The organism is Sinorhizobium sp. CCBAU 05631, from assembly GCF_002288505.1.
Lineage (GTDB): Bacteria > Pseudomonadota > Alphaproteobacteria > Rhizobiales > Rhizobiaceae > Sinorhizobium > Sinorhizobium fredii_C.
The window spans coordinates 994,270-1,019,289 of the sequence record NZ_CP023064.1 but is presented as its reverse complement, the minus strand read 5'-3'; the positions used below and the strand labels follow the sequence as shown (position 1 = coordinate 1,019,289).

The following is a 25,020-nucleotide window of genomic DNA, read 5'->3' as shown; positions in this document are numbered from 1 at the left end:
ACTCCGCAGGGCAGGAACACCCGCGCGGCCCCCTGGGCGCAGTCGTGTTTGAGCGTCCAGGTAAGTCGCCTTGCCGGTCACCGGCGCAAAAAACAACTAAAATCCTTTGACGGGACAGTATGAGGGAGAATATAGTCGCGCGAGATATTTTGATAGCCTTTTCTTTGTTGCTTTTGGAGGGCGGTTGCGATGGGGACGTTACCTCCGCTATCGGCCACGAGCTTGTCCCTAAGGGTTTGGGGCACGTATTTTTTGGCGATCGTGCTGTTGGCAGTCGGACTCGTGGTAGGCCCGGCCCCGCCTGCGTCTGCCAGTGATTATCGGCTCAACGCCGGAGATGTCCTGACCTTCGACTTCCTCGACGATGCCGAGCTGCCGATAACGGCGACCGTTTCAGGCAACGGCGAAGCGCAGTTCCCCCTTATCGGCGGCGTCAACGTCGTGGGTCTCACGATAACGGAGGCGATTGAAAAGCTTGGCAGCGAGTACCGGAGACGCGACATCCTCGTCGATCCGAAGCTGTCTCTGAATATTTCGACCTTCCGGCCGATTTTCGTCCTCGGCGAGGTCAGGAGCCCCGGTTCGTTTCCCTTCTACAGCGGCCTGACGGTCGAGCAGGCGATCGGCCTTGCGGGCGGTATGCAGGTGGTGACGGCGAACGCGTCCGACCGGCTGATCGTACGCGCCCGCCTGCGCGCCGAGATAGAGGCCGCAAAAGCCGAAATCGTTCACGAGGCCGTCTATGCGGCGCGACTTGCGGCGCAGTTGAAATCCAGCGAGAAGGTCGACCTGAAAGACGTCCCGGAAGTCGCCCGCACGCATGTCGAGGAGTTGCCTGTCGACGGCGTCATCGAGCTTGAGGAGAAGATCCTGAAGGAGGATCTCGCCGCCTATCGATCGCAAGCGCAAATTCTGACGGAAGGAATTGCCCAGGCCGAGGGTGGGATAGAGATCCTGAACGAGCTGGTGCAGCAGCAGAAAGATATCGTGAGCAACAGCGTCGACGATGTGGCGCGCGTCGGCGCGCTCCGGCAGCGCGGGTTGAACACTGAGAGCGAGCTTTCTCGCGCGGAGAACAGTGCGGCAACGGAAAAGGCGCAACTGCTGGAAACCTTCGCGACCCTTGCGCGTACGCGCCAGGAGATGAGTGAGCTGAAACTGCAGCTGGCAAAGCTCGCAGCTGACAGGAAGAAGGATATTCTGACCCAGCTCCAGGAGCGTGAAATTGCCATCAAAAAGCTGATTGCGGAGCAGCGTTCGGCTGAAGAGCAGATCCTTCTCCTCGCCGCTGTGGCCCGCGATGAATCGAAGAAGAATCAGATCTCCTATGCTTACGAGGTCCGTCGAAGCGCAGTTGGCGGCAAGCCGACCAGCCTGCAGGCGTCCCTCGTCACAGAATTGCTGCCAGGCGATGTCGTCGTCGTGAGTATCGCCGGAATGTAGCATTCGTAGACAAGTGATACTGAAAACCGTGCTCCACGCGCCAGGGGACATCGAAGTGAAGCCCAGTCGAGAGCATGCAGTTTTCGCTTTTGCTCTGCCCGCCCCGTCGGGATCATACCGTCTCAAGCGAATAGCTGAGTGCGCGCTTGGCGGCTTGCTCCTCGTCCTCTGCCTGCCGCTGATGGCGGTAACGGCGATGGTGGTTTGGGCGAGCCTCGGTTTGCCGTTGCTCTTCACCCAGACGCGCGCCGGTGCGGGCATGCGTGCCATCACGGTGACCAAGTTTCGGACGATGACGAACGCGCGCGGACCGGACGGCACATTGTTGCCGGACGACATGCGACAGACGGCTGCGACTTCGCTGCTGCGCAGGCTCCGCTGCGACGAGCTCCCGCAACTCCTTGCGGTGTTGGCAGGCGACATGTCGATCGTGGGCCCCCGCCCGCTTCCGTTGGCCACGGTCGCAAGCTTCGGCGATCTCGGCCGCCTGCGCTCACTGGTCGCTCCCGGCATGACGGGCTGGGCGCAGGTGAATGGCAATACGTTGCTGTCGGACGAGGAGAAGATCGCGCTTGACCTCTGGTATGTCGCGCACGCCAGTCTTTGGCTCGATGGGCGAATTCTCCTGTTGACACTGAAGACGATCGTCTTGGGCGAGCGTGTCGATGAAATGCATTTGAAAGTCGCCAAGGATTTTCTGCGCGTCATTCGTGCGGGTCGCAGCCACGGATAGCGATGCGATGGCGGCAGGGGCTCTCGGAGGTTCCATGGACGGTTCGCATTCCTCTTTCGGCCGCACATTGGTCGTCGCTCCGCATCCTGACGATGAGGTGCTGGGTGCCGGCGGGACCATCGCAAAGCTGGCGTCGCGGGGCGAGGAGGTCTTCGTCGCCATCGTAACCGAGGGAAAGCCGCCCACTTTCGACGCCGCAACGATCGCCAGGACGCAGGCCGAGGCGATGGAGGCGCACCGGGTCTTGGGCGTGCGGGAAACCCTTTGGCTGCGTTTGCCTGCTGCACAGCTTGCCGAAACCGCACATGCTTCCGTCAACGGTGCGCTGCTCGACCTTGTTCTTCGTCTACGCCCGCAAACAGTGCTCGTTCCCTTCGCGGGCGACATGCACATGGACCATCAGCTGACATTCACCTCGGCCCTGGTGGCCTGCCGGCCGCACCAGGCGGGGTTTCCGAAACTGATCCTCGCCTACGAAACGCTTTCGGAAACGAACTGGAATGCTCCGTACTTGTCTCCAGGATTTCTGCCGAATTTTTTTGTCGACATCAGCGAGCATCTCGAGGCGAAGGTTGAGGCAATGCAGCTCTTTGCATCGCAGCTGCGCGAACCACCGCACGAGCGTTCCATAGCGGCCCTGCGGGCCCTCGCCACCTTGCGTGGGGCAACCGTGATGTGTGCTGCGGCCGAGGCCTTCGTCCTGGTTCGGCACGTCGTTTGAACCGGAGACCACCGACCGCGGCAGTGTCCGTTGGATTTTCGATACACTCTTTCGGCCATGGCCGGAGGCGGATGAATACGAGCGGGAGGCACACATGGGGCGTTGGCCAATCTACGACGAGGAGCAGATCGAGGATGTCGTCTCGGTGCTTCGATCGGGCGAGGTGAATGCCTGGACGGGACCGCATGTCCGCAACTTCGAGGCGCTTTATGAGCGCTTTCTTGGGGTGAAGCACGCGGTGGCTCTGGCGAACGGAACCGTGGCGCTGGACCTGGCGCTCTTTGCGCTCGGACTTCAGCCCGGCGACGAAGTGATCGTTACGCCACGCAGCTTCATCGCCTCGGCCTCTTCGGTGCCGATGGCGGGCGGGGTCGCCGTTTTTGCCGATGTCGACCGCAACAGCCAGAACATCACGGTAGGAACCATCAGGGAGCAACTGACAGCGAAAACCAAGGGCATTATCGCCGTCCACCTTGCCGGCTGGCCCTGTGACATGCCGGCGATCATGGAATTTTCCCGCGAAAACGGTCTGTGGGTCATCGAGGACTGCGCCCAGGCGCATGGCGCTGAAATTGACGGTCGCCCGGTCGGCAGCTTCGCCGACATTGCCGTCTTCTCCTTCTGCCAGGACAAGATCATCACCACCGGAGGCGAAGGCGGCCTCGTGGCGATGAACAATGAGGAGCTGTGGAAGAAGGCGTGGAGCCGCAAGGACCACGGCAAGTCTTTCGATGCCGTCTACAACAGAGAGCACCCGCCGGGGTTCCGCTGGCTGCACGAGTCGATCGGGACGAACTGGCGCATGACTTCCTTCCAGGCGGTGTTGGGGTCGCGGCAGTTGCGGCGCCTCGAGCAATGGCACAGCATCAGGGCGCAGAATGCCGCCATTCTCGCCAGGGCGGCCGCCGGGATAGACGCGCTGCGCACACCCCTCCCTCCCCGAGGCGTCCGGCATGCTTGGTATAGGTTCTACACCTTCTTGAAGCCGGAGCTACTGTTGCCGGGATGGAGCAGGGACCGAATCGTCGCGGAAATTAACAGTGCCGGGGTCGCCTGCTTCAGCGGCAGTTGCCCGGAGATCTACCTCGAGAAGGCATTCGTGGATATGAACATGGGTCCGGTTGAGCGGTTGCCGAACGCGCGGCAACTCGGAGAGACGAGCCTCGCATTCCTGGTCGATCCCGCTCTAGACACGGCTGCCGTCGGGAGGGCGGCACAGGTTCTCCGCGAGCTCATGGCAAGCGCCAGCTCAACGGAAGAGGCGCGACCTCAGAGGTCATAGTTCCGCAAGAGCGAACTGAACAAACAAGCAGCAAGCCCTCGCTACCGATGTTGATCCACGCCGGCTCCTTCTTTTTGCAGCATCGTGCTCGGGCAGCTGCCCTCGCAGCCAATGCCGGGTGTCTCGGAAGCCGCCGCCTTCATTTCCTCCCACAACGACGATGCGGTTCTTGCAAAAGCTTCATAACCGGACTCGAACGGATGGCCGTCGCTGTCCGGATAAAAACGCTGCCCGGCCAGGATAGCTGCCTGCAAAGCGTCGGCAGTTGCGGCAACGGCGCTGCGATGCGGCAAGTCGAGCCGGTCGGCGATCTGCCGGATTTCTTCCTCGAGCGCGATCTGCGTTTCAACGCTGGCGACAAAGCCAGGTTCGGCGGTTGCGAGCTGGCCACGGCGGCGCAGATGTTCGTAGATCACCCGCTCTTTTGTCGGAAGCACCAAAAGTCCGATCCGGCCCCGCCCTCTGTCAGCCCAATCGGCCGCAAAGCGCTCGAAATCCGCCAGCATTGCAGCGACCTCGGGCGAGGTCGGATCGGCCATTCGGCCAGCTTCGTCGACATAGCGCTTCGACACTGGCGGACATCCGTCCGGAAACCGATAATATTCGGATAGTTCCTGATCGCTGGTTGCGAAGAAGCGAGCATACAAGCTCTTCGCCCGATCCCTGATCGCGTAGTGATAGGCGCTCAAGATGGCGACATTCTCGAAGAGCTTCGTCTTGAGGCTTGCCGACCGCGCCTTGGTGCATTGCGAATGACCTCCGGACTGACCGATGAAGGCTTGCAGCTGAAGTCGCTTCTGTTCTGCAAGCCAGAAGTCGGATCGCGCGTCCAGGATATCGCATGCGGAAAATACGATCGCGAAGTCGTTGGCAGGGTAAACGGCGACGATCGCGCCTTTCGCACCGGCAGCCAGCGCATCGACGACGATCGCGTGATAGGTGTAGATGCCGTAGCTGCCAATTCCGAAGTTGTAGGTGCGTTCGCCCGTGATTGCCTCGAAGACCGCCGGCCAGGAATGGGCGCTTTCGACGTTGTTGCCGTATGTCATCGAGTCGCCGACCGCCGCGACTTGAAAGCCGTGATGCGCGCCGGCGGGGTTTCGGAAGCCTTCCTCGTCGACGTCGCCGAGAGTGGTATCGAGGCGATAGCCGTACTTGGAGTCGATATGGCGATGCGACTGCGTGCCGATCGGAAACGGCGTAAGCAACCGCAGCATCGCCTCCCCGGCTCCGAACGCCAGAATCACCGAAACCAGGAGTGCGATCAGGTTTTTCAACTGCCCCTCCCGCCTCTTCGCAACGATCAGGCGAGATCGCGTTCCCATTGCGATCCGGCTGGTGTCGACCGCGGCCCGACTACGGCCGGATGCCTGCGGCTTTTAAAAAGCTAGACGAAGCGGTTAGTGTTAGCGTCCCTTCTGCAATTCACAGTTGCTCTATGAGGGAACGAAACTTGTTGTGCCCCAAGGAATGCATTTTACGTACTGTCGAGAAATACAAGTGCGTCTATATTGCAAAGTCTTGTTCCCGTAATTTCTACCATGTGTTTAGTCACGCGGCCAGTAGAAACCTCGGCATGGGGAGGGCAATTCTGGATGGACAAACGTTCAGATTCTCGAGCGCTCGCATCGCCGCAGATCGCCGGGGCAAGGATAACGATCGTCGTTCCGGCGCTCGGCGCGGGCGGAACCGAGCACATCGTCAATCTCGTTGCCAACCACTGGAACAGCACCGGCTGCGCAGTGACGCTCATCACCCTCGAGCGTCCGGATGCGCAGCCCTATTACGATTTCGATCCCAAGATCGAGATCGTCCGCCTGGGCGTACCGCCCCGCAAAGCCTCGAAGCTGCGGTCGTCCCTCCTGGTGCTGCAGCGGTTGGGACGCTTGCGCTCTGCCATTCGGCGCACTCGCCCGGATTTTGTTCTAAGCTTTCTAACGCGAACGAATGTCTTGACGCTACTGGCGACGATCGGTTCCGCGATTCCGGTCGTCGTCTCTGAGCGCAACAACCCGGCTTTACAGCCCTTCGGTCTGTTTTGGAGGCGGCTTCAGACAAGCCTATACCCTCGAGCATTCGGCCTGGTGACGATGACCCAAGGGGCGCTGGATTACTTTCCGCCGAGCATTCGCAAAAAGGGCTGGGTCATCGCCAATCCCGTCGACTTGCCGCGGGATTGGCGGAACAGGCGCGGCAAGAACATCCTGACTGCGGTCGGCCGGTTGACGCCCCAGAAAGGCTTCGACCTCTTGCTCGAAGCCTTCGCCAGGATTGCTGGCGCTCACCCCGCATGGCGGTTGGTCATCTGGGGTGAGGGCGATGAACGGCGTAGCTTGGAGACCCTGCGCGAGACGCTCGGTCTGCAGAAACGGGTGGACATGCCCGGGGTCACCGAAAGGCCGGGCCTTTGGATTGAAACCGCGGATGCGTTTGTCCTCTCCTCCCGTTACGAGGGATGGGGAATTGTGCTGCTGGAAGCCATGGCTGCCGGCCTGCCCGTTGTCTCCTTCGAATGCGAATGGGGTCCACGGGCTATGATCACGCATGAGAGCGACGGCATACTTGTGCCGAAGGAGGATGTCGAAGCCCTTGCTAAAGCCCTCGACAGGATGCTTTCCGATCGTAACCTCAGGGAACGACTGGGGGCAAGGGCTGCGGCCAGCGCCCAAAGATACATGCCTGAGCAGATCCTCGCCGATTGGGACATGCTGGCCGCGCGCGTGTTGACGCAGTCCTCGAAGACGCCTTTGCAGACCTCTGATAGTGCCGGCTAATCTGCGCTTTGGTCGGCCCGCACCTACGGCAAGATCACCGGGCAGGCCGGTTCGCGCTATGGCCGAAGCGATCCCGAGCATCTTTCGACCTCGCGCCGTTGCACTGCCTGTCTGAGCGCCTCGGGCTTTCTGACCTGCCGTATGCGTAAATATTTGATACAATTCATCTCGCGCGATTGTCCCGCGCTATGAGGGGGCGCTTGCATGAGTTCGATGTTTAGGCTTGTTGGGCAAAGTGCAGTTCTGGCCCTGTTCGTCTTCGTTCTTCAACTGGGTTTGGGTTCCCGCTCTCCTCTGGCTGCGCAGGAGGCCGCGGCGACGGCGCCGCCGGCCAAGGTCCAGCAATTGATCGAACTGCTGGACGATCCCGAGGTGCGGCAATGGCTTTCTGCCAGGCAGATCACGCCTCCGCCTGCGGCCGCCCCGCCGCCGAGCGGCGTTGCCTCGCGATGGGTCGCGCAAATCAGAAGGCACCTCGGCGGCATGCGTGAAGCGGCCCCGCGGCTGGTTCCCGAGTGGATGGCGGCAAGACAGCGCATAACGGCAGATATGCACCAAGGAACGATGCCGATCCTGCGCGGCTTCGGCTTCGTGCTTCTCGTCGGCTACGGTGCCGAGTTTCTTCTCCGCTACTTGCTGCGGCGGAGTGCAAGTCGAAGCGCAGGACAGTCTGGGCCAGGCCTTGCGGCCTTTGTTCGCATCGCGCCGCTCGTCGTCTTTGCAGTTTCGGCGATCGCCGCCTTCGTCCTTGCCGACTGGCCGAGCCGGCTGGAGGCGGCGGTCGCACCGCTCCTGATTGCCTTGATCGTCGCGCGCCTGCTGATCACTGTCGCTGCGGCCTTGGCGAAGCCGGCAGATGAGAATGCGGAGGAGGCAGGCGTGTCGCCCGCCGCCGACGTGACAAGGTTCTGGCACAAGCGCTTCGTCGTCATGGTCTGTGCGGTCGCTGTCCTGTGGGCCGTCATGGACATGATGCAGGCCCTTTCGTTCCTCCCCGACGTCCGGGACCTCACCGGCGCCGGCCTCGGCCTCGTCGTGCTCGGCATCGGCATCGACACGGTGCTCCGCCGGCCGGCTCAGGAACTGTCGGGCGGCCGGCTCATCCTGCGCAACGCGCTGCTCGTTGCCTTCCTCATCCTGCTGTGGGTCGTCTGGGTTGCCGGCATGAAGGTGCTGTTCTGGCTCGGGGTCTATCTCCTCGGCCTGCCGCCGCTGCTGCGTTTCGTCAGTGCCGCGACGCGGACGATGCTGGACGCAGAGGCGGCCGATAATGTCCGGGTAATGCGCAATGTGCTGATCGACCGCGGAGCGCGGTTCGCCATCATCGCGCTCGCGGCCGCCTGGCTCGCCATCGTCTTCCGCTTCAACGGCAGCGAGATGATGCAGGACGACGTCTTCAACCGCATCTTCCGGGGCGTGCTTTCCGGCATCGTCATTCTGCTCGCCGCGGATCTGATCTGGCAACTGACGAAGGAGTTCATCAATCTACACGTCAAGCGGGCAAGCGTTGACGTCGCCGACCCGGTTCAGCTAGCTCGCGGCATGCGGCTGCGCACGCTGCTGCCGATCCTGCGCAATTTTCTCGCAGCCTTCATCGCCGTCGTCGCCGGCATGATGGTGCTCTCCGGTCTCGGCGTCGAAATCGGGCCGCTGATCGCCGGCGCCGGCGTCTTCGGCGTCGCGATCGGCTTCGGCTCGCAGACGCTCGTCAAGGATATCATCAGCGGCATCTTCTACATGATGGACGACGCCTTCCGGGTCGGTGAATACATCCAGAGCGGCAGCTATATGGGAACGGTCGAATCCTTCAGCATCCGTTCCGTCAAGCTGCGCCATCACCGGGGGCCCGTGTTCACCGTGCCTTTCGGCTCGCTCGGCGCGGTCCAGAACATGAGCCGCGACTGGGTCATCGACAAGTTCATGATCAATGTCTCCTACGATGCCGACGTGGCCAAGGTGAAGAAGGTCGTGAAGGGCATCGGTGCTGCGCTCCTCGAGGATGAGGAACTCGGGCCGCTGATCATCGAGACCGTCAAGATGAAGGGCGTTGAGCAGTTTGGCGACTACGGCATCACCCTGAGCTTCGCCATGACGACCAAGCCAGGTCACCAGACCCAGATCAGGCGCCGGGCTCAGGCGATGATCAAGGAGGCGTTTGACGCCAACGGAATCAATTTTGCCTCGCCGACCGTTCAGGTCGCCGGTGATGAGGGGCAAGCGACCGCCGCCGCGGCGGTGACCCGGGATGCGATAGAGAAGAAAAAGGCGGCTCTGGCCGCGCAGCAAGGAGGGGAGGCCGCGGCCGAGTAGATCGGGGCAGGGGGCGCCGCGGCCTGGCGGTCCGTGTTGACATCAGGAGGAGAAGGCGGGATAGCTCGCGGCGCATGAGGATTGCCTTCTACGCGCCGCTGAAGTCCCCGGATCATCCCGTCCCCTCTGGCGACAGGCAGATGGCGCGCATGCTGGTCGAGGCGCTTGGGCTATGCGGACATGAGGTCGATATCTCGTCGCGACTGCGTGCCTTTTCGCGCGAAGCGTCTGACGCGGCCTATCTGGATCTCAGCAAGCAAGCGGACGCGGAAATCGCCCGGCTTCGCCGGAGGTGGGCGAGCGAGGGTCCGCCGGACGCATGGTTCTGCTACCATCCCTATTACAAGGCCGCCGACCTGATCGGTCCTCCGCTGACCGCTGAGTTTTCCGTTCCCTATGTGACGGCCGAAAGCTCCTATTCGTCGCGTCGCAACGAGGGGGCGTGGAAGCTCGCCCAGGAGGCAATCGCAGCCGGCGCAAGGCAGGCGGCGGTGAACATCTGCTTTACCGAGCGCGACCGCAAGGGGCTCGATGAGGCGATACCGGAGGGGCGATATGCCATGCTGCCTCCGTTCATCGACACGACCCAATTTGAGGGAACGCCGCGGAAAAAACCGGATGCGGCCCGACTGATCGCGGTCGCCATGATGCGGCCCGGCGACAAGCTGGACAGCTACCGGATGCTCGCGGCCGCACTCGAAATGATCGTCGACATTCCCTGGACGCTGACCGTCGTCGGGGACGGCCCGACGCGCCCGGAGGTGCAGCAGGCCTTTGCAGGTCTGCCGGAAGAGCGGCTCGCCTGGGCCGGCGAAAATGCACCCGAAGCGGTTGCGGAGCTGCTCTTCGCAAGCGATCTTTATGTCTGGCCCGGATGCGGCGAGGCCTACGGTCTTTCCTATCTGGAGGCGCAGGCGGCCGGCCTGCCGGTTGTGGCGCAGGCGACCGCCGGCGTCCCCGAGGTCGTCAGAAACGGGGACACCGGGCTGCTCACCGCGGCGGGCGACATCGCCAGCATCGCCGAAGCGATCCGGGTCTTGCTGGGCGACGCTGCCATGCGCGCCGAGTTCGGCAATCGGGCGCGCCGTTTCGTGCTCGAAGAGCGCTCGCTCACTGCCGCCGCTCGGCGTCTGGACACTATTTTCGGCACGTTCGTCAGGAGGGCAGGATGAAGAGTGAGGCCATCTGGCAGGCGCTGATCGACAGGCTCGACCAGATGCAGGAAGCCGGCGAGAGCGCGGATTTCTGGTTGCGCGACGACGATGCGGTCGAACCGACGGCGGCGCTTCACCGACTGCTGGACCTGACGGACCGGTTTTCGGTGCCGCTGACCCTGGCGGTGATTCCTGCACATACCGACGCGCGTCTCGAGCGCTGCCTCGCCGGCCGCAGAGACATCAGCGTCGCGGTTCATGGCTGGTCGCACGAGAACCATGCGCCCGCAGGAGAGAAGCGCCAGGAACTAGGGAGCCACCGACAGGGCGGAACGGTCTCCGACGAATTGCGGGCCGGATATGCCCGTCTCAAAACCCTCTTTCCCGCTTCCTTCGTGCCGCTGCTCGTCCCGCCATGGAACCGGATCGATGCGGAAATCGTCGCCGGGCTCGGCGCCATCGGCTTCAGGGCGCTGTCGGTCTTCGGTTCGGAGAGGAGCGGCAAGGCCACCGCTCTCCTGCGGCCCGGCCTCCAGATCATCAACACGCATGTGGATGTCATCGATTGGCGCGGAACGCGCGGCTGCCGCGATCATGCGCAGATCGTTCGAGACATTCTCGCGAGACTGGAGCAGGTGGTGAACGGCACAGGTTCCGTCGGAATCCTGACGCATCACCTCGTCCATGACGAGAATGTCTGGGCGTTTCTGTCGAAGCTGTTCGAGGTTACCGTCACCCATCCGGCCAGTCGCTGGCGGAAAGTGTCGGATCTCATAGGTCGATGACCTGGTGGTCGCGGGCCGCGAAGGCGCCCGCGAAGAATGCCTGGACCTCCTGTTCGATCGCTGCAAGCGCCGCGTCGGTGCGCGACGGGTCGTGGTGGAACATGGCAAGCCGCGGAATGCCAGCGGCCATCGCCAGGCGCGAGCCGTGTATCCCGGTCGAGTGGCCGTAGCCGCGATAGGCCGCCATCTCCGACTCGAGATAGGTGCAGTCGTAAACCAGCAGATCAGCGTCGGCGATGAAATCGAGGAGGGTGGGATCGAGTATGCCCGGCTCGTGCTCGGTGTCATAGATGAGCGCGACGGCGCGGCCGCCCCAGTCGACCCTGTAGCCGACGCAGCCGCCCGGATGGACGAGGCTCATCGTGCGGATCGAAACATCCTTGCGCGGGGAAAGCGTGTCGCCCGGACGGAAATCGACCGTGTCGAGGCTTGCCTGACAGATGCCCGGGCCGACCGGAAACCATGGGGGCCGCATGAAGTCGTTGATCATCTCGGCCGTCGACATCGTGCCGTGGAGATGGCCGGACCAGAAACGCACCGCCGAGCTGCAGCGGTAGATCGGCTTGAAATAGGGCAGCCCGATGATGTGGTCGTAGTGGGTGTGGGTGAAGAAGACGTCGAACTCCGAGACGCCCTCGGACATCAGCGACAGGCCAGCCTCGCGCAGTCCCGAGCCGGCATCGAAGATCAGCACCTCGGCGCCGCAACGGACTTCGATGCAGGGCGTGTTGCCTCCATAGCGCAGGAACTGCTCGCCGGACACCGGCAAACTGCCTCTGACGCCCCAAAGCTTCACTCGAAAGGTGTCGTCCCGCATTCCGTTTCGGTTTCATCCTGCCCGCCTCGGGCACTTTGCCCCGGCGCGCTGACTAGACAAGCACAAATCATGAGGGTCCTGCAATGCCATTGGCACTCGCGGCCACGGAATGCTTGTCGACGATTTCTGTGCCGGTCCTGAATTGAAAGCCTTACCGTCGGCCCCAACGTGATTTAAAAGTTGTATGGGGCGATTCAGGACTGAGGCGTTCCGCTCCCACCCTGAAAATTGGTGGCGGCCAAATTCCACCCTGGCCAAAGGGTTCAGCATCGATGGCAGAGCCAGCCGAAATGCAATTCTACCAGAGCCTGCCGCTTTTCGAAGCGTTCGAAGGCGTGGCCGACGAGGCGAATTACCGGCCCCTGCCGGAGGGCTGGTCGCTGGCCGTAGCCGACATCGTCAATTCGACCGGCGCGATCGCCGAGGGACGCTACAAGAGCGTCAATATGGCGGGCGCCAGCGTGATCTCGGCCCTGATGAACGCGCTTGAGGAAAGGGACCTGCCTTTCGTCTTCGGCGGCGATGGGGCGCTCGCCGCCATACCCGCCGCCCTGTCGGCAAAGGCGCGCACGGCTCTCGCCGCGGCCAAGACCTGGGTGGCCGAAGAGCTCGGCCTTGAACTGCGCGCCGCCCTCGTTCCGATCGGCGACATTCGCGCCAAGGGTCTCGATATGCGCGTCGCCCGCTTCAAGGCGAGCGAAGAGGTTTCCTACGCGATGTTCTCGGGCGGCGGCGCAAGCTGGGCGGAAGCGGAGATGAAGGCGGGGCGCTACCAGATCGACGCTGCGGCGCCGGGGACGAGGCCGGACTTGAGCGGGCTTTCCTGCCGCTGGAATCCGATCGTCTCTCATCATGGCGCCATCGTGTCGATCATCGCGGTCCCCGGCGCGCGTGGCAACGGACCGGAATTTCAGGCGCTGATCGCCGAGGTCGTGGCGCTCGCCGAGAGCGAGGAGCGCGGCGGCCATCCGGTTCCGGAGGGCGGTCCCGAGCCTCGCCTTTCGATGCGTGGGATCGCCATGGAATCGCGCGCCATCGCCTCACCGGGCAAGCGCCTCCTGGCCTGGCCATGGATCGCGCTGCAGAGCGCCCTGCTGTTCGTCTGCTTCAGGCTCGGCCTCAATATCGGCAGGTTCGATGTCACCCAGTACAAGCACGACCTTGCCAATAATTCCGACTTCCGCAAATTCGACGACGGCTTGAAGATGACGATCGATGTCGGCGCCGATCGCCTGAACCGGATCGAGGAGCGGTTGAAGCGAGGCGCCGAAGCGGGCGTTTGCCGCTATGGGCTGCATCGGCAGGATTCCGCTCTAATGACCTGCATCGTGCCGTCTCCGATGAGCCGCGACCACATGCACTTCATCGATGGAGCGGCGGGCGGCTATGCCATGGCGGCAACGAACCTCAAGGCAACGCTTGCCGAAGACGGGCCGCAAGCGCGCGCGATCACGCCTTGACGATGTGATCGCCTGCGAGGCCGCGGCGGACGAAGATATTGCGCGTATCGATGATCAACGGCGCCCAGTCGCGAAGTGCGGGGTAGTCGACAGCGTCATGGTCGGTGGCGACGAGCACGGCATCGAAACTGCGCACGGTGTTTTCGTCGAAGACGATCGACCGCCGGCCCTTGAGTGCGATGTGCTCGCGGGTCGGCGGAATTTCCTCGACATGCGGATCGTAAAAGGCCGCCTTCCCGCCGCGTTCCTCGATGAGCTCGATCAGCCGCAGCGACGGGCTTTCGCGAATGTCCGGCACGTTCTTCTTGTAGGCGAGCCCGATGATCAGCACGCTCGCGCGGCTGAGCGCCTTGCCCTGTCTCCGGTCGAGCGCCTCGGCGAGCCGCGTCACCACGTGGCGCGGCATGGCAGAGTTGATCTCCCCGGCCAATTCGATGAAGCGGGTCGGCAGTTCGTATTCGCGCGATTTCCACGTGAGGTAAAAGGGGTCGATCGGAATGCAATGGCCGCCAAGCCCCGGGCCGGGATAGAACGGCATGTAGCCGAACGGCTTGGTCTTCGCCGCCTCGATGACCTCCCAGATGTCGATGCCCATCGCCTCGTAGACGACCTTGAGCTCGTTGACGAGGGCGATATTCACCGCCCGGAAGATGTTTTCCGTGAGCTTCACCGCCTCGGCCGTCGCATTGGACGAAACGGGCACGACGGTCTCGACCACGGCCGCGTAGAAGCGTTCCATCAGCGCTGCCGCGAGCGGTCCGTCTCCGGCCACGACCTTGGGGATGCTCGCCGTCTCGAATTTCCGGTTGCCGGGATCCTCGCGCTCCGGCGAGAAGCCCAGGAAGAAATCCACCCCCGAGTTCAGGCCGGTCTCTTCCAGGATCGAACGGACGATCCCGTCCGTCGTACCGGGATAGGTGGTCGACTCGAGAACGACGAGTTGGCCCCGCCGCAGGCAGGCCGCGATCGACCGCGATGTCTTCTCCACGAAGGAGAGGTCTGGGTCCCGGTGCTTGGTGAGCGGCGTCGGCACGCAGATGACGATGACGTCGCAGCTGCCGAGCTCGCCGAAGTCGGTCGTCGAGCGAAACCGTCCGGCGGCGGCCTCCCGGTTCAGCGCATCGTCCGGGACGGCCTCGATATAGGAGCGGCCGCCGTCGAGCGCGACGATCTTTGCCGGGTCGATGTCGAAGCCGGTGACCGGAAAACCCGAGCGGGCAACCGCGATGGCAAGCGGCAGGCCTACATAGCCGAGGCCGATGACGCCGATCTTGGCGGTGCGCGCGCCGATCGATTCGAGCAGCCTGTCGTGATGAGAGGAGGTCAAGATCATTTCCAAGTGTTGGCGGACGCGCCGCTCTTTCGACGTGGCGGCCGCGCGAGCTGGTCCGGTTTTGTTGGCGACAAAGCGGCGCGAAGTCAAGCGCGGGCAGCATCGTGGAGCGGCGTCCAATCGGCAACCCCGGCAATTGCAGGGTGTAATCGGAGGGCCTGTTCCGTGTAGCATTCTCCCACGATTAAAAATTGCGAACGTCTCTGGAAATCGGGGCCGGCGGTGAATATCTGCAAGGCGAAATCGTGGCGATCCGATCGCTGCGCGCCGCCGCCGCCGCCGTCAGATGCGGCCGGAGCCTTTCTTTAGTGACGGGTGCCACAGCCAGTGCTGCCGGACAGGCGATGTAGTTCGCCAGGTGCCGCGGGAGCGTTGTCGACATCCGCCATCGCGACAAATGAGGACGTGGAATGAGTGCGATCAACGGCAATGTTTCCGAAATCCTCCTGGACAAGGTCGCGGACTGGCTGATGCGGACATCGCTCAGCGACGAATCGCTGGAGACGATCGTGCGCGGCTTCTGCGAGCGGCTGGCAGCGGCCGGCCTGCCGCTCATGCGCGTTCACCTCTCCTTTTCGATGCTCCACCCGCTCTATGACGCGCTCGGCTTCACCTGGTGGCGCGGCCGCGGCGTCGAGGTCAGCGGCCTTCGCCATGAGGAACTGGCGCTCAATCCCGATCGGTTCCTCCGCAGCCCCTATTATTACCTGCTCAGCAATAATCTCGACCATGTGCGGCGACGGATCGATCCGGCACAGCCGTCGGAATTCCCGATCTTCGATGAGCTCAAGGAACAGGGAGCGACCGACTATATCGCCTTCATGCAGCCGCTCGGCGCCGTCTCCGAGCATGGCATGGTCGGCTCCTGGACGACCGATCGTCACGGCGGCTTCAGCGATGACGTCATCGCCGCCTTGCTGAGGCTGCAGAACCATCTGGCCATCGCCGCCAAGGTCGCGGTGCTCGGCAAGCTCGCCGACAACATGTTGACCACCTATCTCGGTGCCAATGCCGGCCGGCGGGTCCTCAGCGGCCAGGTGCGCCGGGGAGATGGCGAGACGGTTCGCGCGGTCCTCGTCATGGCCGACATGCGCGACTCAACCGTTCTTGCAGAGCGGGAAGGCCGGCAAGCCTATATCGAGACGCTGAACGGTTTCTTCGACGCGATCGCGACGCCGTTCAACCGCCATGGCGGCCAGATCCTGAGCTTCGTCGGCGACGGCTTCATCGCCGTCTATCCCTGCGGCCGGCACAAGGAGCCTTCCGAGCTTGCGAGCCGCGAAGCCTTCGCCGCAGTCGGTACGGCGCGCGCCCGGCTCGCCGCTCTCAATGCCGAACGGAAGAGGCAGGGCCGCGAACCGATCGGCTACGGCGTCGGCCTGCATGTCGGCAACGTCATGTTCGGCAATGTCGGATTGCGGGACCGGCTGACTTTCTCGGTTTTCGGCTCGGCGGTAAACGAGGTGCAGCGGCTGCAGAATCTCACGAAGAAATACGGCCACAACGTCGTCGCCAGCGAAGCCTTCGTCAATTATTGCGGCGGCGATTGGCTGACCCTCGGGCAGGAGAGGCTGCGCGGCGTGCGCCAGAAGTTTACGGTTCTCTATCCCAAGGACGCGGCCCTCGCTGCCATCGCACAGGAACGCGCCTTCGACGAGACGGAGGATGGACTTTCCGAAGCGGAGCATGTCATGCTGCTCTATCGCAACAAGATCGGGCCGCCGGGGCCTCGCGGCCTGATCGACAAGATGCTCCAATGAGGGATATATGCTTCGCGTCGCTTTTCTGGCCGCCACTCTTCTCCTGCCGACCATCGCAAACGCTCAAGCACTGCAGCAACAACAACCGCCTCTGGAGCAGAAACTGGTCGACGGTTTCGAAGGCAAGGATTTTGCGCCGGAAGGCGGCCTCTATTACCGCGAGAATTTCGAGCAGAGCGCCGGCACCGTCGAGTTCCAGACCGCGGTCAAACGGACGGGCAATGGCGGGCTGAAGCTCAGCGTCGTGCCGCATTGCCCGACATTGAACGACGGCTGCAGCGAGCGGGCGGAAATCTGGGAAAAGACCGCCCTGCGCGTTCCCTATGACCAAGGCGTCTGGTACGGCTTCGCGGTCAAGTTCGAGGACCCGATTCCGAGCGGCGACCATCGCTATCTGATCGCACAATGGAAGCGCGAGATCGATCCTGGCGCGGATGGGGATTTCAGCCCCTTTCTGGCGCTGCGCATGGACCTCGGGAAGCTCTTCGCCACCGTCGAGACCAATTATCAGCTGCCGATTTCGACCGGCCCCGAAGGCAAGCCGGCCCGCTGCGGGCCGGGCGAGGTGCCGGCCTGGGCCCGCCCCGACGTGAACCAGGTGCGCATCCTGGTGGCCACGGACCCGAACTGGACGACTGAGGACAGCAGCCTTTTCAACTCGTGCACGAAGGCGGTGACGGTCACCGATCACGGCAATCCGCTCCCGGAGCCGGGTTCCGGCTGGATCGATTTCGCGATCTTCACCAAACCCGGGCCGGACGGCGCGGGGCACATCGAGCTGTTTGCCAACGGTAAGCCGATCATAACGGTCAAGGGCCATATCGGCCACGCCGACAAAGGCCTGGGAGAGAATCAGTATTTCAAGTTCGGCCCCTATCGCGCCGCCGACACGACCGACTGGACGCTCTATTACGACGACTTCCGCCGTTCATCGCGTTGTGCCGATGTCCTGACGGACGGCGTTTGCCCCTTTCCGTAAAAGGTCCGCGCGCCACTTGCCAACGCCCTCCACGTACCCCACCGGCGGTGCGCTGGACAGCCCGCGGAAGCTAAGCTACTGTTTCGACGGTGGCGGACGCTACAGCGCCGCGGGGCATGTCAAGGTCGCTGTGACACTTGAAATTGCTGCATAATATCCCTGCCATAAGGGAGGGGGATCATGCAGGAGGGGTAATGAGGGCGGTGTGTTGCAATGACTTCAGGAGCGGACCTACTAAGGGTTGAGGGTCTGCGGATCACATTTTCCGTGCTTGGCGGCAACGTGGAGGCCGTCCGGGGAGCGAATTTCAGGATTTTGCCAGGCAAGGTGACGGCGCTCGTCGGCGAGTCCGGGTCGGGCAAGTCGGCCATCAGCCAGGCGATCATGGGCATTTTGCCCAGTGTCGCCAAGGTGGGCGGCCGGGTCCTGTTTAACGACACCGCGGCCGGGGCAAAGCCGGTCGACCTGCTCTCGCTCGAAACCGACGGGAGCGAGATCCAGGAAATCCGCGGCGCTCGGATCAGCAAGATCTTCCAGGAGCCAATGACCTCGCTGTCGCCGCTCCACACGATCGGCAACCAGATTTCCGAAGTGCTGAGAATCCACACGGATGCGGACAAGGCGGAGCGCCGGGCGCAAACCGAAGAGCTGCTGGGCTATGTCGGTTTCGCTAATCCGAAGCGGGCCTACGACATGTACCCCTTCGAGCTTTCCGGCGGCATGCGTCAGCGGGCGATGATCGCCATGGCGCTGATCTGCCGCCCGGCACTGCTGATCGCCGACGAGCCGACGACGGCGCTCGACGTGACGGTGCAGGCGCAAATCCTGCAGCTGCTGCGCGAGCTCCAGTCGAAGCTCAACATGGCCATGCTGTTGATCACGCACGACCTTGGCGTCGTCGCCAACATGGCCGACGAGGTGGTCGTCATCTATCACGGCGATATTGTCGAGGCGGGGCCGGTCGAGGCAATCTTCCGCAATCCGCAGCATCCCTATCTCAAGGGGCTGATGGCGGCCGTGCCGCATTTCGACATGAAGCCGGGTGAAAGGCTGAAGGCGCTTCGCGAGGTGCCGGTCAAGGCCGGGACGCTCCTCGGAACCCAGCACGTCAAGAAGGCCGCCGGGCCGGATGTCCTCGTCTCGGTCCGCCATCTGTGCAAGACGTTCTCGACGCGCTCGTCCGGTTGGTTCGGCAGCGGCACCACGTCGCGCCACCGCGCCGTCAACGATGTCAGCTTCGACATCCGTCGCGGCGAGTGCCTGGGGCTGGTCGGCGAAAGCGGCTGCGGCAAGACGACCGTCAGCAAGATACTGATGCGCGCCGTGACGCCGGATCAGGGTTCGGTCACCTTCGACGACGGGGAAGGCGCCGTCGACGTCCTGAAGCTCGATGGCGCCGAGCTCAAGGCGCTTCGCGCCAAGATCCAGATGGTCTTCCAGGATCCGGTCTCGTCGCTTTCGCCGCGCATGACGGTCAAGAACATCCTCAGCGAGCCGCTCGAGATTCACGGCCGGGGCGATCCGAAGTCGCGGGTCGAAACCGTCCGCTCCCTGCTGCAGGCGGTCGGCCTCGACCAGCGCTTCATCAATCGCTATCCGCACAGCTTCTCCGGCGGTCAGAGGCAGCGCATCGGCATTGCCCGGGCGCTGGCGCTGGTTCCGCAGCTCCTGATCTGCGACGAGCCCGTCTCGGCTCTCGATGTCTCAGTCCAGGCCCAGATTCTCAACCTTCTCAAAGATTTGCAGAAGGAACTCGGCCTGACGATGCTGTTCATCTCGCACAATCTGGCGGTCGTCGACTACATGGCCGACCGAATTGCCGTCATGTGTTCGGGGCGGATTGTCGAGCTCGCACCGCGCGAGGTGCTGATGCGCAATCCGGTTCATCCCTATACGAAATCACTGCTGGCAGCCGTGCCCTATCCCGATCTGGATCGGAAGCTCGACTTCGACGCGCTCCAGGCGAGCGGGTGTTCGGACCAGCGTCAGTGGGGAGTGCAATTCTCGGACGGCGGCGAGGAGAACGCTCTCTTTCCGGCCGATCTTGGCGGTGGTCATTACGTGCTCGCCAGGAAATCGGCAGATGCTAGGGAGTTGCGCCCGTGATTACCCGAAGAACAGCACTCGCCATCCTCGCTTCAACCGCCCTGCCGAAAGTCCTCTTCGCCGCGGCGGGCGGGGTCGATGCCTCGGCGCCGCTTGTCGCCGAAGGCAAGATTCCGCCGCTCAACGAACGCCTGCCGAAAACGCCGCGAGTGATCAATGTCGCAGCGATGGGGAGGCAGCCCGGCCGGCATGGCGGAACGATCCGCAGCCTGATCGGCAGCGCCAAGGACATCCGCCTGATGACGATCTACGGCTATGCCCGGCTGGTCGGCTACGACGAGGCGCTCAACCTCCACCCGGACGTGCTCGAACGCTTCGAGACGGTGGAGGACCGGATTTTCACCTTCCATCTCCGCGAGGGGCACAAGTGGTCGGACGGCACGCCGCTGACCGCCGAGGACTTCCGCTACTGTTTCGAGGACGTGCTGCTCAACGAGGACCTGTCGCCGGCCGGCCTGCCGACGGCCATGGTCATGGACGGTCAGGCGGCGAAGTTCGAGGTCCTCGACGAGCGCACGCTGCGCTACTCCTGGGCGATGCCCAATCCGGATTTCCTGCAGAAGCTGGCGGCGCCGCAGCCGCTGGTTCTCGCCATGCCCTCGGCCTATCTCAAGCAGTTCCACAAGAAATACCAGGAAGAGGATAAGCTGAAGGCGCTGATGAAGGAAGAGCGGGTCAAGAAGTGGCACCAGCTCCACCAACGCATGGCGCGCTCCTACAGGCCGGAAAACCCGGACCTGCCGACCCTCGATCCGTGGCGCAACACGACGCCGCTGCCGGCCGAACAATTCATCTTCGAGCGCAATCCGTTCTTCCATCGTGTCGACGAGAACGGCCTGCAACTGCCCTATATCGACAAATTCGTGCTGAGCGTCAGTTCCTCGGCGCTCATTCCGGCAAAGACTGGCACAGGCGAAAGCGACCTGCAGGCGGCGGGCATCGACTTCGTTGACTATACGTACCTCAAGGATGCCGAGAAGCGTTATCCGGTGAAGGTCAAACTGTGGAAGAAGACCTCCGGCTCGCGCCTGGCGCTGCTTCCGAATCTCAATTGCGCCGACCCGGTGTGGCGGCCGCTCCTGAGAGACGTACGGGTCCGCCGAGCCCTGTCGCTGGCGATCGACCGGCGCGAGATCAACATGGCGGCCTTCTATGGGCTGACCAAGGAGAGCGCCGATACGGTCCTGCCGGAAAGTCCGCTGTTCCGTCCCGAATTCGCGAGCGCCTGGATCGCCCACGATCCGGACCAAGCCAACGCCCTGCTCGATCAGGCCGGCCTTGCAAAACGCGACAGCGACGGCATCCGCATCCTTCCCGATGGCCGGCGGGCGCAGATCGTCGTGGAAACGCCTGGCGAAAGCACGCTCGACACGGATGTGCTGCAACTCATCACCGACTATTGGCAGAAGGTCGGCATCTCGCTCTTCATCCGCACCTCGCAGCGCGACACGTTCCGCAGCCGCGCAGTCGGCGGCGAGATCATCATGTCCATGTGGTTCGGCATCGACAACGGCGTGCCGACGGCGGACATGAATCCCGGCCAGCTCGCGCCGACCGCCGACGACCAGCTGCAATGGCCGGTCTGGGGTCTGAACTATATTTCGCACGGCGAAATGGGCGAGGCACCGGACCTGGAACCGGTGGTCGAGCTGCTCGCCTTGCTCAAGCGCTGGCGGCATTCCGCCGACGACGCGGAGCGGGCCGACATATGGAGGCAGATGCTGTCCATCTATACGGACCAGGTCTTCTCGATCGGCCTCGTCAACGCTTCGCTGCAGCCGATCCTCGTTTCGACGAAGCTGCGCAACATGCCGGACGAGGCGCTGTGGGGCTTCGATCCGACGAGCTATTTCGGCGTCTACAAGGCCGATACCTTCTGGCTGGAACAGGATAGCTGAGATGCTGCGGTACATCCTCTGGCGCATCGCGGTGATGGTGCCGACCTTGCTCATCATCTCGGCACTCGTCTTCACCATCATCGAGCTGCCGCCCGGCGACTATTTCGAGAGCTACATCGCCGAGCTGAGGGCGCAGGGCGAAGGCGTCGACATGGAGCAGATCGAGTCGCTGCGCCAGCAATACGGCTTCGATCAGCCGCCGCTGCTGCGCTACGTCTATTGGGTCGGCGGCATGCTGCAGGGGGATTTCGGCTATTCCTTCGAATATGAGTTGCCGGTGAGCGAGGTTGTCGGCGACCGCCTGTGGCTGACGATCCTGGTGTCGTTCTTCACCATCATCTTCACCTGGATCATCGCCTTCCCGATCGGCATCTATGCGGCGACCAACCAATACAGCTGGGGCGATTACGGTCTCTCGCTCGTCGGCCTCATCGGCATCGCCATCCCGAACTTCATGCTGGCGCTGATCCTCATGTATTTCGCCAATATCTGGTTCGGCACCTCGATTGGCCACCTGATGGACCAGAAATACCTTTCCGAGCCGATGAGCTGGGAGAAGGCGAAGTCGATCCTCGAACACATCTGGATTCCGGTGATCATCGTCGGCGCCGCCGGCACGGCCGGGATGATCCGGCGCTTGAGGGCGAACCTGCTCGACGAATTGCAGAAGCAATATGTGGTGACCGCCCGGGCCAAAGGCCTCTCGCGGACCCGGACCCTTGTCAAATATCCGCTGCGGATGGCGCTCAACTTCTTCATCTCCGACATCGGCTCAATCCTGCCGGCGATCATTTCCGGTGCTGAAATCACCGCGATCGTGCTGTCGCTCGAGACCACCGGGCCGATGCTGATCAAGGCGCTGCAAAGTCAGGACATGTATCTCGCGGGGTCGTTCCTGATGTTCCTGGCGTTCCTCACCGTCATCGGTGTCCTGATTTCCGACCTCGCGCTCGCCGTCCTCGATCCCAGAATTCGCCTGCAAGGCAGGAGCACCAAGTGACGTCACCGATTCCTGCCCCGGGCGAACCCCTACCGCATTACGTGTCGACCGCCCCCTTCGATCCCTATTCCGTCGAGGTGATGACGGAGGAGCAGGTGCGCGTCAACCAGGCGTCGCAGCTGCGGCTGATGTGGTGGAAGTTCAAGCGGCACAAGGTTGCGCTGGCGTCCGGCATCTTCCTGGCGGTGCTCTACGGGATGATTCTCATCTGCGAGTTCCTGGCGCCCTACAATCTGCACACGCGCAACATGAATTTCATCTACGCGCCGCCTCAGCGGGTGCATTTCTTCCATGAGGGAGATTTCGTCGGCCCCTTCGTCTACGGACGGACGATGCAGCTCGACATGGATACGCTGAAGCGAAACTACACGGACAACCGGGCGGACGTCCAGCCGATCCGCTTCTTCTGCCGCGGCGACAGCTATCGCTTCTGGGGACTTTTCGAAAGCAACCTGCATCTCGTCTGCCCGGCGGAAAACGGCCAGATGTTCCTGCTCGGCAGCGACAGGCTGGGGCGCGACGTGCTGTCGCGCATCATCTACGGCGCGCGGATCTCGCTGACGATCGGCCTGCTCGGGATCACCGTCAGCTTCGTGCTGGGCATCGTCATCGGCGGCCTTGCCGGCTATCACGGCGGCGTTTTCGATCTCGTCGTGCAGCGGCTGATCGAAGTTCTCCAGTCGATACCGAGCATTCCGCTGTGGCTTTCGCTGGCGGCGATCATGCCGGCGACATGGAGCCCGATCCTCATCTATCTCGGCATCACCGTCATTCTCGGGCTTCTCGACTGGACCGGCCTGGCGCGCGCCGTCCGCTCCAAGCTGCTGGCGCTCAGGGAAGAGGACTATGTGCTTGCGGCGCAGCTGATGGGGGCGAAAAGCAGCCGCATCATCGGGCGGCATCTGGTGCCGGGCTTCATGTCGCATCTCATCGCGACAGCGACGATCTCGATTCCCGGCATGATTCTCGGCGAGACGGCGCTCAGCTTCCTCGGCCTCGGGCTGCGCCCGCCGATCACCAGCTGGGGCATCCTGCTGACCGAGGCAAAGAGTGTCAGCGTGATTGCCTTCTATCCTTGGCTGCTGTTTCCGACTATACCAGTCATTCTTGTGATATTGGCGTTCAACTTCCTGGGAGACGGGTTGCGCGACGCCGCAGATCCCTACAAATAGCCCCGGTACCGTCGCTCGATCAAAAAACAGGCGCTGCAGCGGACTTGGCGTTTCCGTATGAGAGAAAGGTTCTTCGTATGATACGGCGCTTCGAAGATGCCCGGATTCTCATGTACAGCCATGATACGTTCGGCCTGGGGCACCTCCGGCGCTGTCGCGCGATCGCGCATGCGCTCGTCGAGGACTACAGCGGCCTGCAGGTGCTGATCATTTCCGGGGCCACCATCGCCGGCGCCTTCGACTATCGGGCCCGCGTCGACTTCGTGAAGATCCCGAGCGTCATCAAGCTCAGGAATGGAGAATACACCTCCCTTGACCGCCATATCGACCTGCACGAGACGCTGAAGATGCGTCAGTCGATCATTCGCTCGACCGCCGAGACCTTCAAACCGGACATCTTCATCGTCGATAAGGAGCCGATGGGGCTGCGCGGGGAGGTCGAGGACACCTTGACCTATCTGAAGACGCACGGGACCCGCTTGGTTCTCGGCCTTCGCGAAATCATGGATGCGCCGCACCTGCTCGAGGAAGAGTGGAAGCGCCGCGACACGATGCGCAAGATCGAGCAGTTCTACGATTCGATCTGGGTCTACGGCCCGCCGGATTTCTATGACCCGCTGGTCGGGATTGACGTGCCGGCGGCGGTGCGCGACCGCATGAATTTCGTCGGCTTCCTGCAGCGAAGCGTTCCGCATGACGGATTGCCCGATCACCGGCCGGAGGGCGACTATATTCTGGTGACCACCGGGGGCGGTGGCGACGGCGCCGAGCTCATCCACAACGTCATCCACGCCTACCAGCAGGACCCGAACCTCACGCATAACGCACTTGTCGTCCTCGGCCCCTACATGCCCGCCAAGCAGCGCAACAAGCTAATCCGGAAGGGCGGCCGTATCCCGTTCATCAAGATCATCGAGTTCGACAATCGCATGGAGGAACTGGTCGCCGGCGCCCGGGCCGTCGTCTCGATGGGCGGCTACAACACCTATTGCGAGATACTCTCCTTCGACAAGCCGGCGCTGATCGTGCCGCGGCTGCAGCCGCGCGAGGAGCAGCTGATCCGCGCGCGGCGCGCCTCGGAGCTCGGCCTGGTCGAGATGCTGCTGCCCCATGAGGCGGAGGACCCGCTGCGCTTCGCCGCGGCGCTCAGGGACCTGCCGCAGCGTGCCGCCCCCTCCCGCAACAGGCACGAACTGAGGCTGGAGGGCCTTGTCCATATCTCCGGGATCGTCGGAGACTGGCTCGATCACCGATCGAGGGATCACCTGAGCGTCGTCAAGCAGACAAGCTGAA

The 25,020-nt window shown here is 62.9% G+C and carries 19 protein-coding genes; 16 read left to right on the top strand and 3 right to left on the bottom strand.

Annotated elements, in window-relative coordinates:
• Window positions 1-189: 189 nt before the first annotated feature.
• The 4 genes from SS05631_RS24205 (at window position 190) to SS05631_RS24190 (ending at window position 4,179) form a co-directional block, all read left to right on the top strand.
• Window positions 190-1,443 carry a polysaccharide biosynthesis/export family protein gene (locus SS05631_RS24205; protein WP_037416830.1) on the top strand — a complete coding sequence of 418 codons (1,254 nt, stop codon included), beginning with the start codon at window positions 190-192 and terminating at the stop codon, window positions 1,441-1,443.
• A 55-nt stretch (window positions 1,444-1,498) separates the two neighbouring features.
• Window positions 1,499-2,176, top strand: coding sequence for a sugar transferase (locus SS05631_RS24200; protein ID WP_037416832.1), 678 nt, complete (start codon window positions 1,499-1,501; stop codon window positions 2,174-2,176).
• A gap of 34 nt (window positions 2,177-2,210) precedes the next feature.
• Complete coding sequence (locus SS05631_RS24195; protein ID WP_037416835.1) at window positions 2,211-2,897, top strand: PIG-L deacetylase family protein; 687 nt, start codon at window positions 2,211-2,213, stop codon at window positions 2,895-2,897.
• Window positions 2,898-2,991: 94 nt separating this feature from the next.
• Window positions 2,992-4,179: a DegT/DnrJ/EryC1/StrS aminotransferase family protein gene (locus SS05631_RS24190; protein WP_037416838.1), complete on the top strand. Its 1,188-nt coding sequence runs from the start codon at window positions 2,992-2,994 to the stop codon at window positions 4,177-4,179.
• Window positions 4,180-4,220: 41 nt separating this feature from the next.
• On the opposite strand, the gene SS05631_RS24185 is transcribed toward SS05631_RS24190, so the two are convergent.
• Entirely contained in the window at window positions 4,221-5,456 is a 1,236-nt protein-coding gene (locus tag SS05631_RS24185; protein ID WP_234828209.1) for a hypothetical protein, read from the bottom strand.
• A gap of 318 nt (window positions 5,457-5,774) precedes the next feature.
• Here SS05631_RS24185 and SS05631_RS24180 point away from each other — a divergent pair, with 318 nt between their 5' ends.
• The 4 genes from SS05631_RS24180 to SS05631_RS24165 all read left to right on the top strand — a co-directional run bounded on the left by SS05631_RS24180 (window position 5,775) and on the right by SS05631_RS24165 (window position 11,202).
• Window positions 5,775-6,953, top strand: coding sequence for a glycosyltransferase family 4 protein (locus SS05631_RS24180; RefSeq protein WP_037416841.1), 1,179 nt, complete (start codon window positions 5,775-5,777; stop codon window positions 6,951-6,953).
• Window positions 6,954-7,157: 204 nt separating this feature from the next.
• Window positions 7,158-9,263, top strand: coding sequence for a mechanosensitive ion channel family protein (locus tag SS05631_RS24175; protein WP_037416844.1), 2,106 nt, complete (start codon window positions 7,158-7,160; stop codon window positions 9,261-9,263).
• 74 nt (window positions 9,264-9,337) lie between these two features.
• Window positions 9,338-10,435 (top strand): glycosyltransferase family 4 protein, encoded by a 1,098-nt coding sequence (locus SS05631_RS24170; RefSeq protein ID WP_037416847.1) that lies wholly within the window; start codon window positions 9,338-9,340, stop codon window positions 10,433-10,435.
• Complete coding sequence (locus SS05631_RS24165) at window positions 10,432-11,202, top strand: polysaccharide deacetylase family protein (protein ID WP_037416850.1); 771 nt, start codon at window positions 10,432-10,434, stop codon at window positions 11,200-11,202. The genes SS05631_RS24170 and SS05631_RS24165 overlap by 4 nt, the downstream gene beginning before the upstream one ends.
• Here SS05631_RS24165 and SS05631_RS24160 read toward each other — a convergent pair.
• A complete protein-coding gene (locus SS05631_RS24160; protein WP_037416853.1) occupies window positions 11,189-12,019 on the bottom strand; it encodes an MBL fold metallo-hydrolase in 831 nt (276 codons plus the stop codon). The genes SS05631_RS24165 and SS05631_RS24160 overlap by 14 nt on opposite strands.
• Before the next feature lie 272 nt (window positions 12,020-12,291).
• Here SS05631_RS24160 and SS05631_RS24155 point away from each other — a divergent pair, with 272 nt between their 5' ends.
• Complete coding sequence (locus tag SS05631_RS24155; protein WP_037416855.1) at window positions 12,292-13,479, top strand: DUF3095 domain-containing protein; 1,188 nt, start codon at window positions 12,292-12,294, stop codon at window positions 13,477-13,479.
• On the opposite strand, the gene SS05631_RS24150 is transcribed toward SS05631_RS24155, so the two are convergent.
• Window positions 13,469-14,806 (bottom strand): nucleotide sugar dehydrogenase, encoded by a 1,338-nt coding sequence (locus tag SS05631_RS24150; protein ID WP_037416988.1) that lies wholly within the window; start codon window positions 14,804-14,806, stop codon window positions 13,469-13,471. The two genes, SS05631_RS24155 and SS05631_RS24150, sit on opposite strands and share 11 nt — an antisense overlap.
• A gap of 416 nt (window positions 14,807-15,222) precedes the next feature.
• Between SS05631_RS24150 and SS05631_RS24145 the strand changes: the two genes are divergently transcribed.
• The 7 genes from SS05631_RS24145 to SS05631_RS24115 all read left to right on the top strand — a co-directional run bounded on the left by SS05631_RS24145 (window position 15,223) and on the right by SS05631_RS24115 (window position 25,019).
• Window positions 15,223-16,572, top strand: a complete 1,350-nt coding sequence (locus tag SS05631_RS24145; RefSeq protein ID WP_037416858.1) for an adenylate/guanylate cyclase domain-containing protein — start codon at window positions 15,223-15,225, stop codon at window positions 16,570-16,572.
• A gap of 7 nt (window positions 16,573-16,579) precedes the next feature.
• Window positions 16,580-17,551, top strand: coding sequence for a polysaccharide lyase (locus SS05631_RS24140; protein WP_037416860.1), 972 nt, complete (start codon window positions 16,580-16,582; stop codon window positions 17,549-17,551).
• Between the two features lie 213 nt (window positions 17,552-17,764).
• A complete protein-coding gene (locus SS05631_RS24135) occupies window positions 17,765-19,657 on the top strand; it encodes an ABC transporter ATP-binding protein (protein ID WP_037416863.1) in 1,893 nt (630 codons plus the stop codon).
• Entirely contained in the window at window positions 19,654-21,555 is a 1,902-nt protein-coding gene (locus SS05631_RS24130) for an ABC transporter substrate-binding protein (RefSeq protein ID WP_037416865.1), read from the top strand. Before SS05631_RS24135 ends, SS05631_RS24130 begins: the two co-directional genes overlap by 4 nt.
• A gap of 1 nt (window position 21,556) precedes the next feature.
• Complete coding sequence (locus SS05631_RS24125; protein ID WP_037384592.1) at window positions 21,557-22,555, top strand: ABC transporter permease; 999 nt, start codon at window positions 21,557-21,559, stop codon at window positions 22,553-22,555.
• Window positions 22,552-23,727: an ABC transporter permease gene (locus SS05631_RS24120; RefSeq protein WP_037416868.1), complete on the top strand. Its 1,176-nt coding sequence runs from the start codon at window positions 22,552-22,554 to the stop codon at window positions 23,725-23,727. Before SS05631_RS24125 ends, SS05631_RS24120 begins: the two co-directional genes overlap by 4 nt.
• A gap of 77 nt (window positions 23,728-23,804) precedes the next feature.
• Entirely contained in the window at window positions 23,805-25,019 is a 1,215-nt protein-coding gene (locus SS05631_RS24115; protein WP_037416872.1) for a glycosyltransferase family protein, read from the top strand.
• Window position 25,020: the final 1 nt, after the last annotated feature.